The following is a 17,488-nucleotide window of genomic DNA, read 5'->3' as shown; positions in this document are numbered from 1 at the left end:
CGGCGAAGGCTCCATCGCAAACCGTTTGAGCGCTGTTGCATAAGTGAGAGGACGACAAGCTCCGGTTCTGTCGACGGACACCAAGCAGCGCCGGCCCGGCGCTCCTGCCGAGCCAACCTTCACGGTTTTTCTTACGAAGAAGTCGCTGCCGCGCTACGTCGTCGCTGACCTGTCCGGCGTCATGAAGACGCTCAGGGGGCGCCCGTCCGCATCGCTGACGCCGTACAGCTTGGTGTTCATGCCGCGCTTGGTGCGGCCGATCGGCTGACGCGCCCCCCGAAACTCTGCCAGTTCGTCCGACGGACGTTGATGTGCCTTGTCGTAGCCCAGCATCTTGGCGAGGATGCGCGCGGGCACCGGGGAGCAACCATCATGCGTCGTCGAACTTTTCTTGCCGCCGTGCCGGGTGCGGCGCTGTTGCCCGGTTCTTTCGTCGCGGAGGCACAACAGGCGGGCGAGGGTGTCGCCGGTGGGCAAGGAGCGCCGGGCCCAGGGCAGGGGGGGCGCGCCTCAACCAGCGGCGCCGGCACTCCCGAAACGCTGGGAAGCCGGTACCGATCGCTTCCTTCGCCCGGATGTCACTTCGGGTGATCGGCCGGTCGGGGCCAGTTTCGCGTCACGCACGGCGGCCTATGGCCTCAACGGCGCCGCGCAGCGCAGATCCAACCCGATTGGGTTCGCGATCTTGAACACCGGCGCCGTGACGGCAAGCGCCGCGCTCATGATCAAGTCCCGCGATAGGTCGAATAGCCATAGGGGCTGACGACGACCGGTACATGGTAGTGGCCGGCCTTGTCGCCGACCCGGAACGTCAACGTGATTTCGGGAAAGAACGGTGACGATGCGGCATCGGGATAGCCCGACATATCGAACTGGAGCCTGTAGATGCCGACGTCGAAAGCCTTGGCATCGCCGAAGCTGCGAACGCGTCCGTCGGCATCGGTCGTAGCGGCACCGACCTTTTGCCATCTGCCATCCGCATCACGCTTGGAAAGCACGACGGGCACCGCCTTGCCGCCGACGCCGCGGGCGAGATCGAGCACATGGGTCGAGATGTCGGCCGCCGCGGCAGGCGTGGCAGCGGCGCCGATGAGCAGGGCGAGGGCGATGGTCTTCATGGGCGGAATCCTTGCTGACGGTCGATGGTGGAAAGAGTTGTCACCGGTAGCCTGCGGCCTGAAGTTCGAACAACTCGGCGTAGCGACCTCCGGCCGTGAGAAGATCGGCATGGGTCCCCGATGCCTCGACCTTGCCGTCGCTGAGCACCAGGATGCGGTCTGCCATGCGCACGCTGGAGAAACGGTGCGAGATCAGCACCGCCGAGCGTCCGGCGCTCAATTCGCGGAAGCGCTGGAACACCTCGTACTCGGCGCGCGCGTCCAGCGCCGCGGTGGGTTCGTCGAGGATCAGGACCTGAGCATTGCGCATATAGGCGCGGGCGATGGCCATTTTCTGCCATTCGCCACCGGATAGGTCGACGCCGTTCCGGAATCCTTTGCCGATCATCTGGTCGTAGCCATCCGGCAGCTTCGCGACGACGCCGTCGGCGAGCGAGGCTTCGGCCGCGGCCCGGCTGCGCTCGCGATCATCACGCGCCTCGATACGGCCGACCGCGATATTGTCGGCGGCGGGCAGATTGTAGCGTACGAAGTCCTGGAAGATCACGCCGATCGCGGCGCGCAGAGCGTCGAGATCGTATTCGCGCAGATCGCGTCCATCGAGCAGGATGCGGCCCTCCACGGGATCGTAGAGCCGAGCCAGCAGCTTGACGAGCGTGGTCTTGCCGGCACCGTTCTCGCCGACCAGCGCCACCACCTCACCCGGCGCCAGCGTGAACGACAGGTGCCGCACCGCCCACCGTTCGGCGCCCGGATAGCGGAAGCCCACATCGTCGAAGACGAAGCCTTGCCGAACCGGGTCGGGGAACGGCAGCGCCTGCTCGGGCGAGCGGATGCCCGGTTCGGTTCGGAGGAAGGAGAAGAGGTCGTCGATGTACAATGCCTGCCCGGCGGTCGAGGAAAAGCCGGTGAGCAGGCCCTCCAATAGCCCGCGGAGCCGCAGGAACGACGCCGCCAGGAAGGTGAGGTCGCCAATGGTGATCGACCCGGTGACCGCGCGCCAGGCGATATAGGCATAAGCGGCGTAATAAGCGATCGTGCCGAGCGCCGCGAAGCCGGAACCCCAGACCGCGCGGCGCAACGCCAACCGTCTGCTCGCGTCGTAGGTGTCGCGCGAGATGGTGCGGTAGCGATCGATCAGGAAAGAGCTGAGGCCGAAGATCTTGACCTCTTTCGCCGTGTCCGCGCTGGCGGCGACCTGCCGGACGTAGTCGAGCTCGCGGCGTTGCGGCGTACGCAAAAAGCTGAGCGCGTAGCTCAGCGCGTTGAAGTGAGCCTCGCCGAGGAAGGAGGGTATCAGGGCGATGGCGAGCAGGACGATAAGCCAGGGTGCATAGACGACGAGGCCGGCGGCGAAGGTCACGACCGTGACGATGTCCTGAGCCTGGCCGAAGAGCTGCCCCATCAGCGACATGCGGCCGCTCGCCTGCATACGCGCGCGATCCATGCGATCCTGGAAGGCGGCATCTTCGAAGTCGGCGAGATCGAGCGTGGCGGCGTGCTCCATCAGCCGTACGCTCGCGTCATTGCTGACCCGGTCGGATAGAAGACCGTCGACGAGCGACACCAATCGGCCGAGAAGGTCCGCGGCGACCGCCAGAGCGAATTCGGCCAGCAGCAGCGCCTCGAGCCGGCCGAGCAGGCCGGAGCGCAGCCAGCTCGCGAGCCCGACCGGTTGCGCGGTCAGGTGGGTCAGTTGCACGACCTCGTCGATGATGAGCTTGCCGACGAACAGCGTCGCTATCGGCAGCAACGCCCGCACCAGCCGCACGGCCACCGTCGTGGCGGTGAGCAGCCGGCTGCTGTTCCAAACCATGGCGAGGAACGGCGGGAGATTGCGCAGCGCGCCCAGCCGCTCGCGCCAGGTCGTCGGCCGGGGTGGAACACCGCCGCGACCCTGTCTGACACTATCGGCCATTCAGCCGCTCCGACACTTCAAGCCGAGCCCATTTCATGCCGGGGTGCGGGAGGTGCAAAGGTCATCGGCATGACGACCCGATACACAATCGGCGGTCTCAGGGGTACTCGCTGTTTCCCTTCGAACGCCGCCGGGAGGCTTTGCGGGAATTCGGGCGGCCGGAGCCGGCGAGCGCCCCCGGAGACACCGACCGGGGGCACTTCACCGTCATAGGAGAGGGCGCAGATGGCGCACCGGGCTGACGCCTTCCAGCAGCGAAGCCACGTGCAGGATCGTGGATTCCGCAAGCCAGCTACCGACGACTTGCACGTTGATGGGCAAGCCCTCCGTGCTCGTGCCAAAGCGCATCGAAATCCCCGGCAGTCCGGTGAGGTTGAGTGGGACGGTGGCACCCTGAAGATAGGTCGCGTCGACGGTCTGCCCGTCGATGACGAAGGTGTCGACGCCATGTTTGTGTGCCGGGATCGGCAGCACATGGGTGATGAGGGCGTCGAAATCGCGGAAATATTCCGCATAGCCGTCACGGATGCGTTCGACGGCCTGCTCGGCCTCGATAAAGTCGGCCATCGACGTGTCGGGCAGCGACAGCATCGTCTTCGCCATCGTGTACATCTGGTCTTCGTGACCGGTGGTCGCCGCGCGGAAGGCGGGCTTCATTTCCATGACGTGGATCCGGTTGAACGCGTCCAGGGCGAAGTCGCGCTCCAGCGCCGGAATGCCGACCTGCTCGACGTGGATGCCGAGATTCTTCAGCGCCTCCGCTGCGGCCCTGACCGTCGCCGTCACTTCGGCGTCGACCGGGCCGAAACCCGGGCCGACCATCCAGCCCACGCGCAGCGGGCGATCGGGCTGGCGCCCGATGCCGGCGTCGAATTGCACGGTGCTGGTCGCGAAGGCATCATGGCCGTCGGGACCCGCAAGCTGCGAGAAGGCGAGGGCGAGGTCGCGTACCGACCGCGCCATCGGGCCGACGTGCCAGAAGCGGCGGGGTGCACGCGGCCAGATGCCGGTCATCGGCACCCGGCCGTGCGTCGCTTTCATCGAGGTGATGCCGGTCTGTGCCGCTGGACCGCGAACCGAGATAGCGAGATCCGTGCCGAGTCCGATCGGTGACATGCCAGCGGCAATGGCGGCGGACTCGCCACCGCTGGAGCCGCCCGGCGTGCGGGTCACATCCCATGGATTGTTCGATCGGCCGGAGAGAAGGTTGTCGCTCTCGATCCAATAGGAGAACTCGGGCAGGTTGGTCTTGCCGAGCAGAATGGCACCGGCCGTCTTCATGCGGGCGACGCTGGTCGCGTCGGCATCCGGCCGCCGGCCTTTGAAGATCGGGGAGCCGCGCTGCGTCAATACGCCCGCGGTGTCGATCGAGTCTTTGACGGTGAACGGCACGCCGTGCAGCGGACCGAGGTCTTCGCCCGCCAACACGGCCGCTTCCGCGACCCTCGCCGCCGTCATCGCGCCATCGGCGAGGGTTACGAAGGCGTTGATCGCCGGGTTCACGGTCTCGATTCGATCGAGGTGCTTCTGCATCACCTCCACGGGGGACACCGCCTTTGTGCGGATCAGCTCGGCAAGACCGGTTGCGTCGGAAAAGATGATGTCGTCGCTCATAAATGCCTCCTACCTAACGTTCGTTAGGGAGTGATTGTTAGGTCTTCACAATGGAGCCGTCAACGGCTAACTAACGATCGTTAGGTAGGCGCGTGGAGCGGAAATGGTAGCGACGACGAACGTGAAGGAAATCATCCTCACCGAGGCCCGGCGGATCGCGCAGGCGCATGGCTATAACGGCATGAATTTTCGCGAACTGGCCGACCGCGTCGGCATCAAGCCGGCGAGCATCTACCATCACTTCGCAAGCAAGGCCGACCTGGGGGCTGCTGTCGCCAAGCGCTACTGGGAGGATGCCGCGGCCGATCTCGATGCGATCCATGCCGAGGAGGAAGAGCCCAAGGCATCGTTGCGGCGATACCCGGAGGTATTTCGCCGGTCGCTCGAGAGCGAGAACCGGCTGTGCCTCGGCAGCTTCATGTCGGCGGAGCATGACGATCTGCCGGAGGCCGTCATGAAGGAGGTCCACGCCTTCACCGACGTCAACGTTGCCTGGCTCAGCCATATGCTTGTGTCCGCCGGGATCGCCGACTCGACCGGAGCGGCAGAGGCGCAGGCACGGGCGATCTTCGCATCGATCGCGGGTGCGCAGCTCATGGCGAGAAGCCGGTCCGACATTGGCTTGTTCGATAACCTTGTCGACGCCTATCGACAGACGGGTCTGCTGCCGGCGTGAAATCCCGGCCCGGTAGCCCGATCGAACGCCGGGGCGCGGAACGGCGCGATTGTGGAGGCGGGAAGTGCCGTCTCATCGGCTCCGACATCCGCCGATCCAGCATCGTAGAACATCGAGGGCGGGGGAAGGGCAGGCTGAACGTCCGCTTGTGGGTCGGTCGCGCCGGTATTTGATCTCAACCATCGCCCGATCGGCGGGCGTGCCATAGGCTTTCGAATCGTTGCTCGAACGTAGCCACGTCGTCCGGATCCGCCATTGCCGATCTGACCCGGTTCGCATGGCGCGTTGCCCAGCGTTCGATGTCTTCCCGAGCCGCTGGCATGTTGGCATGCATCGCCGCCAGCGTGTTGGTCAGGCGCAGCGACACCTCTACCTCCTCACCTCCCTCGCGCAGGATGGGGCCGAAGGCATCGGCCAGCATGTCCGACATCGTCGGCCGCGCGATATGGACCGGATAGGTGTTCTCGTCGTGCGGGGCGGCCGCGGCGTCGTGACGGAGCGTCAGGAAGACGCGCAGCAGGGCATTGAGCACCTCGATGCCGGTGCCGGGGTCGTTCGTCGCCGGTGCCAGCGCACGGCTGGCGATTTCCGACAAAGCGATCAGGCCCAGTCGCGGGTCCTGATCGAAGCTGCGATGTCGCTCGATCGTGAAGGCATCGATCAACGCGGCGTGGACGTCGCCGGCTGCGTCGCCCTCGACATGAAGAAGCGTGCGGGCGGGATGCATCATCGCTCCGGGCAGAACCGAAACGTGGATCGTCAGATCATGGCGCCGGCCAAGCGCACCGAGCGCGGCCACGTCGATATGGGTGATGTAGCCGGTCTGCGGGGCGGTCAGCGCCACGGCGTCGTCGGGTATGCGGATCGCAGGACGCCCTCCCAAATGCGGGTGCTCGACGAACGCCGTCATCGCTTTCGTCGCCGCGTCCTCGACCCGGTCGATCACATCGGCCATGCGACCGAACGCGGTGATGTGGCCGATCCAGCGCAGCAGCGTGCCGACGACCAACAGGATGATGACCACGGTCGCGGCGAACAGGATGATGCGCCCGTCATGCCCGTAGGCGCTGGTATTCAGCCCGACGATTCCCACCATCGAGAAGACGAACGCGCCGAGGAACGTCGACAGTGCATTCTGCGACGTCGGATCGCTGACCATCAATTGCGTGGCGCGGGGGGTGGCGAGCTGCGTCGCGGACGAATAGGCGCTGACCATCGCGGTGAGCGAAAAGGTCGTGACCGCCAACATGCTGGAGGCCATGATCTGGAGGATCGTGCCGACCGAGCGCTGCCCGATGTCCGCGGTGAAGGTATAGGGCAGATACGGCGTGATGACGCCGGCGACGATCGCCAGGGCCACGCTCAACAGGCTGATGATCGCCGCGCGAAACCAGATCTGCCTGATGATCCGGCGGAGGATCCATGAATATTGTCTCATGCAATGCGCTCCTTTATCCGGTCGCCGGTATGGCGCATCGCCTCGGCGTTCAGGCGGGCGCCAAGCAACAGGCTCCATGCCGACACCATCAGCCAGAGCATCAGCACCACCACCGCGGACAGCGAGCCGTAGGTGTCGTCGAACCGCGCGAACCGCGCGACATAGGCGCGGAACGCCATCGTTGCGGCCAGCCACAGGATCACCCCGGCGATCGTGCCGGGCAGCGCGCAACGCCAGGGTATCGCCTCGGAAGCGGGTGCATAGCGATAGATGACGATCAGCCCGCCGCCCGCGCCCAGCGTCAGCGAACCGAACAGGATGACCGCAGAGGCGAGGCGGGCGCCGGGCAGGCCGTCCGGAACGTAGCTTTGCAGGAAGGCGAGTATCGACAGTGAGATGAGGGCGGTCAGCACCAGCGCGGCGCAGCCTAATACGAGGCATGTCGAGACGAGCTGCCGTCGCAGGCCGCGTCGTTCGCGTTCGATCCGATAGGCGAGGTTTATCCCGTGCAACAGCGAACGGCCGGCCCGCCGCGCGCTGAACAGCGTGATGCCGACCGACAGGATCAAGGTCGGGATCCCGCCGCGATCGCTCAGCAATGTGGTGTCGAGATTGGCAGCGACGAGGCGCTGCGCGTCGCGCGGCAGGATCGCGACGAGCTTGCCGAGATTGTCCGCGACCACTGCGGGCGGCACGAACATGCCATAGGCTCCCGCGACGAGCCCGATCAACGGGATGAGCGCGAGGAAGGCGGCGAAGGCGATCGAGCTGGCGGCGATGCCGAAATCGTCGCGGACCGCGCTGCGCACGGTTGCGGACAGGATCGGGATCGCCGTCAGGATGCGACGGCGACCGTCGCGGCTAGGGCCCAACGTCGATCGCCCGGGCTTCCGCACGCCGCGCCGATCCCTTGGCAAAGCCCAATTGCTCGGCGATCGGGTCATTCCAGCCATAGGGATCGGTGCGAAACGCGACCGCTCCATCGTCGCCGACATAGACGTTGTGATAGAGCAATCGCACCGGGATGCGCTTGGGCAGCGGCACGAACGTCGTTTCGCCGCTCGCCTGCGCGGATTGCCACGCTTCGGACACGCCTTCGTCGTCTGCGAGCATCTGTGCGAAGCCCAGCGCGTCCGCGACGCGGACACACCCATGGCTGAGGTGGCGCTGGCTGCGCTCGAACAGCGCCGGTGCCGAGGTATCGTGCAGGTAGATCGCCTGGTCGTTCGCCATGTCGAACTTGACGAGGCCGAGCGCATTGTCGGGTCCGGGCTGCTGCACGATCCAGCCGTCGCGCAGGATCATGTTGTGCGCTTGCAGATAGTCGCTGCCGACGTTCGCCATTTCGCCGTTCTGGATCGATTTCGGCACGGTCCAGGTCGGGTTGGCGACGAGCCGGAAGATCGGCGAGGCAAGCGCGGGCGTCTCATGGCCCGGCTCGCCGACCACGACCTTGCGCCTATCCGTGAGCGTGCCGTCGCGATAATAAGAGAGTTGCGCGGCGGCGGTGTTGACGTCGATCCGCGTCGCCGGCGGCGTGCGCGCCAGCCAGCGGCGACGTTCGAGCGCCACGGCAAGGCTTCGCGCCCGATCGCCGGGGCCGAGGTTGAGCACCTTGAGCGTCGCCGGGCCGACGACGCCATCGGCGGCGATGCCATAATCGGTCTGCAGGCCCTTCAGCGCGTCCGCCATTGCCTGCGTATAAAGTGCCGGACTGCCGGCTGTGGCGGGCAGTGCCGGCGCGGCCGTATCGAAGGATGCCGCAGGTCCCGTCGCGACGAGATAACCGCTTTCGGCGAGCTGGCCGGCGATGGCGGGAACGCGCGCGTCGCGATCGCCGACCCGGATGAGCCCGCCCGACAGGGGCTCGACCGGCCTGCCGGTCTCCGCCGCGCGGTCGAAGCGTACATACGCGTCCGACAGCGCACGATAGTCCGCGTCTTGCGGAGCCAGCGACTCCATTCACTCACCCAGATTACCCGCCGCGAGCGCACCCCTAAGACCCGCGACGAGATCGATCTTCGGGCGGGGCAGCGTATAGACTTCGTGCAGCGATGCGGGATCGACGCGGCCGACGGCGAGCGCCTGCGCATAGTCGAGCGCTGCCCGCGACAGCGCCACGTCCACGTCGGCGGAGACCGGATCGCCCGCGTCGGCGACCGTAAACGCCAGATGATCGAGGCCGTGCCGACCGCGGTCGGCCAGCGCCTTGGTCAATGCCTGCGCGGCTTGCGACGACCACAACGCCCGCCATTGCGATTGCGTGTAGAGCGACCGTAGCTGCGGGTCAGCAACAATGGTCTTGTCGATCGCAGCGGAGGTGGCTGGTTCGGCGGCAATGCCGGCTCCACCGGTTCCCGCATTCGCCGCTCCGGGGGGCAGGATGATGAGCAGGGGAACCAGGCAAAGCTTCGGGAACATGAACGGCATCATGGTCCAACGAGCGAACCGGCCATCCGGATCATAACCGAAGGGTTCGGATCATAAAATCGCATATGGTCACGCGCATAGCCCGAACCATTGTCGCCTAAGCGGGAAACCGGGGAGGCGAATGACCACTTGTCGGCCGAGATTTACGTCAATCCCATCAGCCGGACGAGCGTGAGGAGCAAAGCGTAGAGGCCCGCCGACAACACCATCGCCGCCGGCAGGGTCATGATCCACGCCAGCGCGATGTTGCGTATCGTGCTGCGTTGCAGTCCGGCGCCATCGGCGACCATCGTGCCGGCGACGCCGCTCGACAGGATGTGCGTGGTGGACACGGGCATGCCCTTGAACTGCGCGAGGAGGATCGTGCTTGCCGCGATCAGCTCGGCGGCAGCGCCCATGCCGTAGGTCAGATGCGCTTTGCCGATCTTTTCACCGACGGTGACGACGATGCGCTTCCAGCCGATCATCGTGCCGAGCCCGAGCGACAATGCGACGGCGATCTTGACCCAGGTCGGAATGTAGCGCGTCCCCTTCTCCAGCAAATGCTGATAGGCGGTCAGCGCCTTGGCGCCGCCGTCGGGGAACCGTGCCGCCGCCGCATCCTCTTTCTCGGTCATCAGCCGTACGGTGTCGTAGACGAGGTACATCTCGTTGCGCACGTTCTTCGTCTGTGCCGCGGGCACCTTGCGGAGCGAGCCATAGCTTTTCAGATCGTTGACGATCTCGCCCGATACGGTGTCGAGCGCGGCGTATACCTGGGGCGCATCGGTCCGGCGGGTGCGCAGCGCCTCTTGCAGGACCGCATGCGCCCGACGCGGGGCGATCGTCTCGCCTGCCGCTTTGGCGCGGAAGACGCCTTGCGCCATCGACGCCGTCTGGACGAACGCCGGCGTCGAGCTGTCCGGCATGGTGCGGTTGAGCGCATAGGCAGTGGGGGCGACGCCGATGAGGATCAGCATGATCAGCCCCATGCCCTTTTGCCCGTCGTTGCTGCCGTGCGCGAAGCTGACGGCGGTGCAGGTGAAGACGAGCAGGGCACGGATGTGGATCGGCGGCGGCTGGTCGCTTTTGGGTTCCTCGTAGAGCCGGCGATCGGGCAGGACGCGCTTCATCGCCCAGAGCAGAAGCATCGCGCCGACGAAGCCGATCACCGGGCTGACCAACAGCGCGAGCAGCACGCTTTCCGCCTGGCCCCATTCGACGCCCGCGGTCGGGCTCGCACCGCTGGCCAGCCATTGGTTGGCGACGCCGACGCCCAGCACCGAACCGATCAGCGCGTGGCTCGACGAATTGGGCAAGCCGAGCAGCCACGTGCCGAGGTTCCAGACCACCGCGGCGATCAGCAGCGCGAAGATCATCGCATATCCGCCGGCGCTGCCGACGTTGAGGATCAGGTCGACCGGCAGCAGCGTGATGATGCTGTAGGCGACGGCGCCGGTCGACACGAGGACGCCGATGAAATTCCAGGTCCCCGACCAGACGACCGCGAACACCGGCTTGAGCGAATGCGTATAGATCACCGTGGCGACCGCGTTGGCGGTATCGTGGAAGCCGTTGACGAATTCGAAGCCCAGCGCGATCACCAGCGCCAGCCCGAGGAACAGGAACGCGCCGATCGCCAGGGGTTCGCCGACGCGCTGCGTGTCGAGCACGATGCTGGTTCCGGCATAGGCCAGTCCCGCCAGCAGCACGGCGAGGAAGCCGATCGTCGCGGCCGGATGCACGTTGTGGTCGAGGCGGATCCTCGGTTCGTCCGGCGCGGTGGCATCCGCTTTCGTCGTGTCGATTGCCGATGCTGCTGTCATCTTAGGATGCTCCTGCTTCCCGTGCTGCCGCTACGCATGGCAGCGCAAATGGCTCCGACGGTCAGAACGTCACCTGGACGTTCGTCTCGATCAAGCGGGTGAGATCGTGGTCGCGCGCCAGCGCCTGCGGCGCCTCCCTGAGAAAGCGGCCCTTGAAGAGAAGTGCCGCATTGCTTTCCAGCCGCAGGTGATCGGGGATCAGCCACAGGCGGAGGCGGCCCGAGAGCTGCTGCCCGGCAAAGCTGCCCGATCTGCCGGTGCGATCGACGACATTGTAGAAACGGTCGTACCGCGACGCGAGCCAGAGGCCGCGATAATCGGCGAGCAGTTCGACGCGCTTGCCCGGCTTCGCCTCGAACCGCACCCCGGGCGCGCTGAGATTTTCGCGCGCCACGCCCGCATAGGTCCCTGACGGGCCGAGGTCGTCGCGCCGGCTGCCGAACAGCGTATCGAACCGCGTCAGCCTGCCGCCCGGCCGGTCGCCGCTGGCATAATCGTAGAACAGGCTGACCCGCGGTTTGAAGCGATGCGGAAAGGTATAGCCGATCGCCGCGTGCGCGAAGCCTGCGGCGACGCGCGCGTTGGTCGCGGTCGCCATCGTCGAATCGCTGGCGCGGCCGGTCTGGAAGACGCCCTCGAGATCGTAATCGACGACCCGCGCTGCGGATTCGCGGGCAAGGCGCGCATCGAAGGTGTTGAGGTGGCGATCGGCGGTCGTGCGCCCCGGCGAATCGCGTTCGACGAGCCGGTAAAAGCCGAGTTCGAGCTGCGCCGCGCCGAGCACCGCCTTTCGCCGGAGGAGACCGCCGAACAGCACGTCATCGAACGTCTCGCGGTCGATCCTCACCGCATTCCGCCGGATCGCCTCCGCCGCATCGGGAAGGCGCTCCTGCGGCAGGACGTAGAACAGCGTGACCGCATGGTTGCGATCGGGATCGAGCTCCACCTGGATGCCGGTGAAGCCGTTCACCGTGTTGCGATATTCGTCGGTCGCGACGAGCCGGCCCGAGCCCAGGTTGAGCAGGAACCGTCCCGCCTGCACCGCCAGCCGGCCGCCGAGCCCGGGCGTATCGTCGAGCCGCAGCTTGACATAGGCTTGCGGCACTTCGAGCGCATTGACGTCGTCGCGGCCGATCTGGCTCGTCTTGCCGATGTCGTACCCGCGGCTGTCGATGAGTTCGGCGCCGATCGCGAACGGCCCCGGCCCATATTCGGCGGCGATGCCCGTTCGCAGCAGGACGACGTCCTCGCTGGTGGCGTAGCCCGGCCGGGGCCTGCCATCGACGGTTTCGTAGCGCAGCCGGCTCGACGCGGTGACGAGCAGGCCGGTCTCATCCTTCTTGGGGGCGGTTTCCTCCTTCCCGGGCTTCTCGACCGAGGAAGCGGGGGACGCAGGCAGCGACTGCGCTCCGACCGCCGCGGACGTGGCGGCGGCGATCAGCACCGCGAGCGCGAAAGGCGGTCGGACGATAAACATCAGACATGTTTGGAAACATTTAGCTGCCTTTTTATGACAAGGCGGATGGTCCGATCGAAAAGCCCTATTGCCGGACCTTCGCGGTCCAAGTTTGGAAAGCCGCGATCATTCGACGCTCCATCCCTATGCAGCGACGAAGCGCATCGTTCGTCGGTCGACATCGACCTCGCTCAACTCCACATCGATGGTCTCACCCGGCTTGCGGCCTGCGCCCGCCAGCCTGGCCACAACGGGCACGGTGTTGAGCTGGATACGCGCGCCGCGATCATCCGTGTCGATGATCGTCGCCGCGAAGACCTCGCCGACACGCTCCGACAGCAGGACCGCCTCTGCGACGTCGACGACGGCGCGTTCGATCTGCCCCGCACGAGCGTCGGCCTTGCCCATCACCTTGGGCAGCGCCTCGAATGCGGTGTTTACCGGTTCCGGGACAGGCTCGCCGTTCGCGACAGCGAGTGCGGCGCGTATGACGTAGCGGTCGGCAAGCCTGCGCAGCGGCGCGGTCGCCTGGGCGTAGGTTGCCGCGACCGCTGCATGCCAAGGTATCTCGCCCGCTTTGAACGGCGCATAGGAGGCTCCGTTTCCGGCACGGCGGATGGCGAGCATGAAGGCTGCGTCGGTCGGATCGTTCGGGTCGCGCGTGCGCGAGAATGTATCGAGCGATACATCCACCGGCCAGGTCAGCTCCAGCGCCTGAGCGATGTGACGCAGCCGGTTCACTGCGGCATCGTCGGGTCCCGCCATCACCCGGAAGAGCCCCGTATGGTGGGCCTGCAACGTCTCGGCGACGGCGAGGTTCGTCGCCAGGGACAGCGCCGCGTTCTGCTCTTCCGACCGGAGACGGGGGCGAAAGCCGAGTTGCAGCCGACCGCCGGCCTGCCGGCTCACTTCCTGTTCGGGCGGATCGATCCGGGCGGCGCCGCGTGCGAGCTCAGCGGCCTGAAGACGGCGGGCGATTTCAGCGAATTCGATCGGGAGATCCGCGGGCTGCACCGTATCGTAGGCGAGTTTGGCGGATGATCGAACGATCGCGCGCTCGACACCGTCGAGCCGCGCTGCGCCGTCCGGGGCGACGCGCACGGCGAAGACGACGGCCGGGCGGTCCGCGTTCGGCAGGAGACTGACAGCCCCCTCGCTCAGGATCGGCGGATAGAGGCTCGCCTTGCCGTCGGGGAGATACAGCGTCTCTCCCCGTTTCCACGCTTCGATATCGAGCGCATCGCCATCCTCCACGAACCAGGCGACATCAGCGATCGCATAATGCAGCAGCAGGTCCGATCCCGCCTGCTCGATCGCAAACGCCTGATCGAGGTCCTTGGAGGTGGCCGGGTCGAGCGTCACGAAACGCGTCCGTGTTCGATCGACATGCTGCGTCGGAGAACGGCGAACCGCAGCGTCCGCCGCGGCGATCACGAGTGGCGGAAAATCGGCGACAATCTGAAATTCGGTGCGGATCCGAGCGAGAGCGTCGGCAAGAGCGCGATCCGGGTCGAGAAGCGTTTTCATAACGCGGGACCATGGACCCGACCCGCGCGCTTGCAAAGCACCGCCGCCGGGTGCGCCGTTGGCTGCCTAACGCTGGTCAGAAGCCAAAGGACACACTGACCTTGGCTCCGTTGTCGACCGTCTGGTTGCCGATCACGCCTTCATAACCGCCCGCGACCCTGATGCGATCGGACGGAGCCCAGACCATTTCGAGGCTGGCCGTCGCCGCATCGCGCGACAAGGGCGCGCCGGCGACGTTGAACGGCACCGCCGCGTTCGCGAAGGACAAGGTCGCGGTTCCATAACGATGATCGTCAAAACCGTGCCGCCAGGCGCCGCTACCCCTCACCATCAAACCGTCGACGATCGGCGTCGCCACGCGTGCGCCGACATAGCTGGTGACGAAGCTCTGATGCGTCGCCTCGCCGTGCAGTGCTGCCGCCCCGCCGCGCTCGTCGAAGGCGTCGCTGGATATGCGATAGGCGGCGCCGCTCACGAACGGCTCGAAGGTGCCGCCACCCAGCGGGATCGCATATCCGAGCTCGGCCACCGCATGCACGATGTGCGAATGATAGTCAGCGCGCAGCGTATCGCCGAACCCGTCGAAGCTCACCGCGCGGCGGGTCTTGCTGTCGAGCCACGTATAGCCCACCGCGGCGCTGACCAGCGCACCCCGGAATGCGCCGCCGGCATAAGCGAGCACGTGCTTGCCCTCCAGTCGCGCGCTGCTCGCCCGCGCGTCGAGGTCGACGTCGTCATGGGTATAGCCGCCGGCGAGGCCGATATGGCCGATCGTCTCCGCGCCGCCCACGGCCGCGTCGATGCCTCCTGCACCGCCGAGCGTGTCGCGTTGCTGCTTGGCGATGCCGAGCGCGCGGGCGCCATCGTCCTGGCCCGAATTGGCGACGAATTGTCCCCAGAGGCCGATGCCGGTGGTATGCTCGCGGGCGCGGCTCAGCACCGCTTGCTGGACCAGTTCGACATCGCGGACGGCGGCGGTTCGCAGCGATGCGTGGATCTCGCCCGACAGCAGGTCAAGCGCCGGCGCCACGGCGGCATCGGCGGCGGTGGCGGTAAGGGCCGCATAGGCCGCATTGGCTGCCCCGAGGCGGCTGAAGGCGCCGACGACGGCCGTCTGGTTGCCGGTGACGGCGAAAGAGGTGAGGCCGGAGGCGCTGCGTACCAGATCGACGTAATACGCGCCGGCGTTCTGCCCGGCGCGCAGTTCCGTCGCGCCCGCGGTGGGCTGGACCAGCGTGTAGCTGCCGGTGATGCCACCAGCGGCGGTGATCAGCGTGTAGCGCGTGCCGATCGGGGCCGTGCCGGTGCTGCCGGTGACGACAAGCTGGGCGCCGGTTCCGATCGTCGCGGAACCGGCGACGCGCAGCAGATCGCTGGTCGCACCGTTGATCGTGGCAGCGTAGCTGGAGCCCCCTGCCTGGACGAGATTGCCTGCGATCGTCAGCGTGCCGACGCCGTTGACGCCCGGCGAGATCGTGGCACCCGAGAGGAGCGACACGCTGCCCACCGATCCGGTGCCGGCCAGCGTGCCGCCGCTCACCGTCACGGGCGAGCCGACGCTGCCCAAGACGACGAGCTGGCCGGCCAGGAGATTGGTCGCGCCGGAGAATCCGGGCAGCGAGCCGATCGTCACGCTGCCCGTGCCGGCCTTGATCAGCGCACCGGTGCTGGTGAGATTGGCGGTGAAGGTGCCATCGAAACTCTGATCGATCCGCACCGTGCCGCGATCGACGAGGGCACCGGTCAGATTGGCGGTGGTGCCGACCAGCGTCGCCGTCGGGGCGACCGTGGTGAGGGCAGGGACCGTCGCGTTGCCGCCCAGCGTCCACGTGCCACCGGCGACATCGAGCCGCTCGAAATTGAACCCGCCGGCGAAATTGCCCGCGCCGGTACCGCCAAGCGTCACGACGTCGGTCCCGGCGCCGCCGTCGAGCGTGCCCGCGATGACCGATCCGGGCAGCAAGGTGAGCGTATCGTCGCCGGCGCCGAGGCTGACATTGCCGGTGATCGTGCCCGCGTTGGTGAGCGCGTCGTTCCCATCGCCCATGTTCACCGCGCCGGTGATCGATCCGGTATTGACCAGCGTGTCGTTGCCGCCGCCCATGTCGATCGCGCCGAGCGTTCCGCCGGTGATCGTGCCGCTGTTGGTGATGCCGTCATCGAACCCGCCAACCAGCTGAACGGCATAGCCCGTACCGCCGCGGATGAGGCCGGTGTTCGTGATCGTCGTCGCGGCAACCGCCGCGCCACCCGGATTGGTATCGAGGTTGACGAGAATGGCGTTGCCGGCGCCGAACACGGTGCCGCTGTTGGTGACGGAGCCGCCGCCGATCGCGATGCCCTCCGCCGAGTTCGGCCGCCCGCCCGAATCGACGCCCCTGGCGCTGAGGCCCTGGATCGTGCCCGAGTTGACGATGGTCGCGACCAGATCGATGTCGACGCCATCGCCGTCGCCGTTGGTGGCGACGCCATCCCATGCGCCGGTGATCGTGCCGGTGTTGGTCACCGTGCCGGTGCCATCCGAGCCGACGCCGGAGCCGTTGCGGCCCTGGATCGTGCCGCCGTTCGTCACCGTCACGCCGGCATCGCTGGTGATGCCGTGGCGCAGGCCGGAGATCAGCCCGCCCGCCTGGTTGTTGACGGTGCCGCCGTTCGCCTGAAAGTCGATCCCGTCGTAATTGTTGTTGGCCGCCCCGTCGGCATAGATGGTGCCGGCATTGGTGACGACGGCGCCTTGCCCGGGACGAATGCCGTCCTGTCCGAACGATCGCAGCGACGCGCCGGCATAATTGTTGATGACGATCGACGCGGCACCCGATCCGGCCGAGTCGAAGTCGAGCGCCTGCCCACCGGCGGTGGTCTGGATCGTGCCGAAATTGTCGACGCGGATACTGCCGCCGGTCGGGTTGATGTTGACGCGGAACGCATCGTCCTGGCTGGTGATCGTCGCCCCGGCATTGTTCACCAAGGTGATCGTGCGCGCATTGTTCGCCCCGGACACGTTGATCGCACGGCCGCCGGCGGCGGTGGAGCTGATCGTGCCCGAATTGGTGATGGCGATCACCGTCCCCGTCTCGGTCACCGCCGGGTTGCTCGCACTGGCGATCGCCGCGCCGGGATTGACGGTGATGGTCCCCGCATTCTGCTGCGCGGTGTCCGGATTTGGCGTGGTTGCGTCGCATACCGCGGTGTTGGCGGCCGTGGTGACGCATCGCGCCAATGCCGGCGCGGCGGGGAGCAGGCTTGCCGATGCCAGACCCATCGCCGAAGCGGTGAGCAAGCGGGTCCGAGTGCGCGCGGTGTTCATCATGATCTGCCCCTCATCCGCGCGGCTTGGGTCGATCCGCTGCAGTTTTCAGATGGTTGGCTAGGCCGGATCGGTGACAATCCGGTGACGGTCAGGACGGCAAACGCGATGCGCGTTCACCAAGCGCGTCGATCGGTGTTCGTCAGATCGTCCGACGCAACATATCCTTAACGGCTTAGTCACAGATGCGTCACGCACC

Annotated in this window: 14 protein-coding genes; 2 read left to right on the top strand and 12 right to left on the bottom strand. The window is 66.7% G+C overall.

Features of this window, described 5'->3' with window-relative positions:
* Positions 1-153 precede the first annotated feature (153 nt).
* The 4 genes from ACLBWH_RS01310 to ACLBWH_RS01295 form a co-directional block, all read right to left on the bottom strand.
* A complete protein-coding gene (locus tag ACLBWH_RS01310) occupies positions 154-477 on the bottom strand; it encodes a hypothetical protein (protein ID WP_447796215.1) in 324 nt (107 codons plus the stop codon).
* 248 nt (positions 478-725) lie between these two features.
* Entirely contained in the window at positions 726-1,118 is a 393-nt protein-coding gene (gene uraH, locus ACLBWH_RS01305; RefSeq protein WP_447796214.1) for a hydroxyisourate hydrolase, read from the bottom strand.
* A gap of 40 nt (positions 1,119-1,158) precedes the next feature.
* Positions 1,159-3,036: an ABC transporter ATP-binding protein gene (locus ACLBWH_RS01300; RefSeq protein WP_447796212.1), complete on the bottom strand. Its 1,878-nt coding sequence runs from the start codon at positions 3,034-3,036 to the stop codon at positions 1,159-1,161.
* A gap of 207 nt (positions 3,037-3,243) precedes the next feature.
* Positions 3,244-4,650: an amidase gene (locus tag ACLBWH_RS01295; protein ID WP_322849159.1), complete on the bottom strand. Its 1,407-nt coding sequence runs from the start codon at positions 4,648-4,650 to the stop codon at positions 3,244-3,246.
* Between the two features lie 103 nt (positions 4,651-4,753).
* Here ACLBWH_RS01295 and ACLBWH_RS01290 point away from each other — a divergent pair, with 103 nt between their 5' ends.
* Positions 4,754-5,326 carry a TetR/AcrR family transcriptional regulator gene (locus tag ACLBWH_RS01290; protein WP_447796209.1) on the top strand — a complete coding sequence of 191 codons (573 nt, stop codon included), beginning with the start codon at positions 4,754-4,756 and terminating at the stop codon, positions 5,324-5,326.
* Between the two features lie 175 nt (positions 5,327-5,501).
* Here the strand turns inward: ACLBWH_RS01290 and ACLBWH_RS01285 are convergent, their stop codons facing one another.
* The 8 genes from ACLBWH_RS01285 to ACLBWH_RS01250 all read right to left on the bottom strand — a co-directional run bounded on the left by ACLBWH_RS01285 (position 5,502) and on the right by ACLBWH_RS01250 (position 17,046).
* Complete coding sequence (locus ACLBWH_RS01285) at positions 5,502-6,764, bottom strand: DUF2254 domain-containing protein (RefSeq protein WP_447796689.1); 1,263 nt, start codon at positions 6,762-6,764, stop codon at positions 5,502-5,504.
* Positions 6,761-7,573 (bottom strand): YihY/virulence factor BrkB family protein, encoded by an 813-nt coding sequence (locus tag ACLBWH_RS01280; RefSeq protein WP_322849161.1) that lies wholly within the window; start codon positions 7,571-7,573, stop codon positions 6,761-6,763. Before ACLBWH_RS01280 ends, ACLBWH_RS01285 begins: the two co-directional genes overlap by 4 nt.
* Before the next feature lie 52 nt (positions 7,574-7,625).
* Complete coding sequence (locus tag ACLBWH_RS01275) at positions 7,626-8,726, bottom strand: L,D-transpeptidase family protein (protein WP_447796207.1); 1,101 nt, start codon at positions 8,724-8,726, stop codon at positions 7,626-7,628.
* Positions 8,727-9,197, bottom strand: coding sequence for a hypothetical protein (locus ACLBWH_RS01270; RefSeq protein ID WP_447796206.1), 471 nt, complete (start codon positions 9,195-9,197; stop codon positions 8,727-8,729).
* A 140-nt stretch (positions 9,198-9,337) separates the two neighbouring features.
* A complete protein-coding gene (locus tag ACLBWH_RS01265; RefSeq protein ID WP_447796204.1) occupies positions 9,338-10,999 on the bottom strand; it encodes an inorganic phosphate transporter in 1,662 nt (553 codons plus the stop codon).
* Positions 11,000-11,060: 61 nt separating this feature from the next.
* A complete protein-coding gene (locus ACLBWH_RS01260; RefSeq protein WP_447796203.1) occupies positions 11,061-12,476 on the bottom strand; it encodes an alginate export family protein in 1,416 nt (471 codons plus the stop codon).
* A gap of 123 nt (positions 12,477-12,599) precedes the next feature.
* Entirely contained in the window at positions 12,600-13,982 is a 1,383-nt protein-coding gene (locus ACLBWH_RS01255; protein WP_447796201.1) for an RNB domain-containing ribonuclease, read from the bottom strand.
* A 76-nt stretch (positions 13,983-14,058) separates the two neighbouring features.
* The gene (locus ACLBWH_RS01250) at positions 14,059-17,046 is read right to left on the bottom strand and encodes an autotransporter outer membrane beta-barrel domain-containing protein (RefSeq protein WP_447796200.1); all 2,988 of its coding nucleotides are present in this window, start codon (positions 17,044-17,046) and stop codon (positions 14,059-14,061) included.
* On the opposite strand from ACLBWH_RS01250, the gene ACLBWH_RS01245 reads away from it, so the two are divergent.
* The gene (locus tag ACLBWH_RS01245; protein WP_447796198.1) at positions 17,021-17,353 is read left to right on the top strand and encodes a hypothetical protein; all 333 of its coding nucleotides are present in this window, start codon (positions 17,021-17,023) and stop codon (positions 17,351-17,353) included. The two genes, ACLBWH_RS01250 and ACLBWH_RS01245, sit on opposite strands and share 26 nt — an antisense overlap.
* Positions 17,354-17,488: the final 135 nt, after the last annotated feature.

The sequence above is a fragment of the Sphingomonas sp. M6A6_1c genome (assembly GCF_053345135.1).
This window is presented reverse-complemented; position numbering and strand designations above follow the sequence as displayed.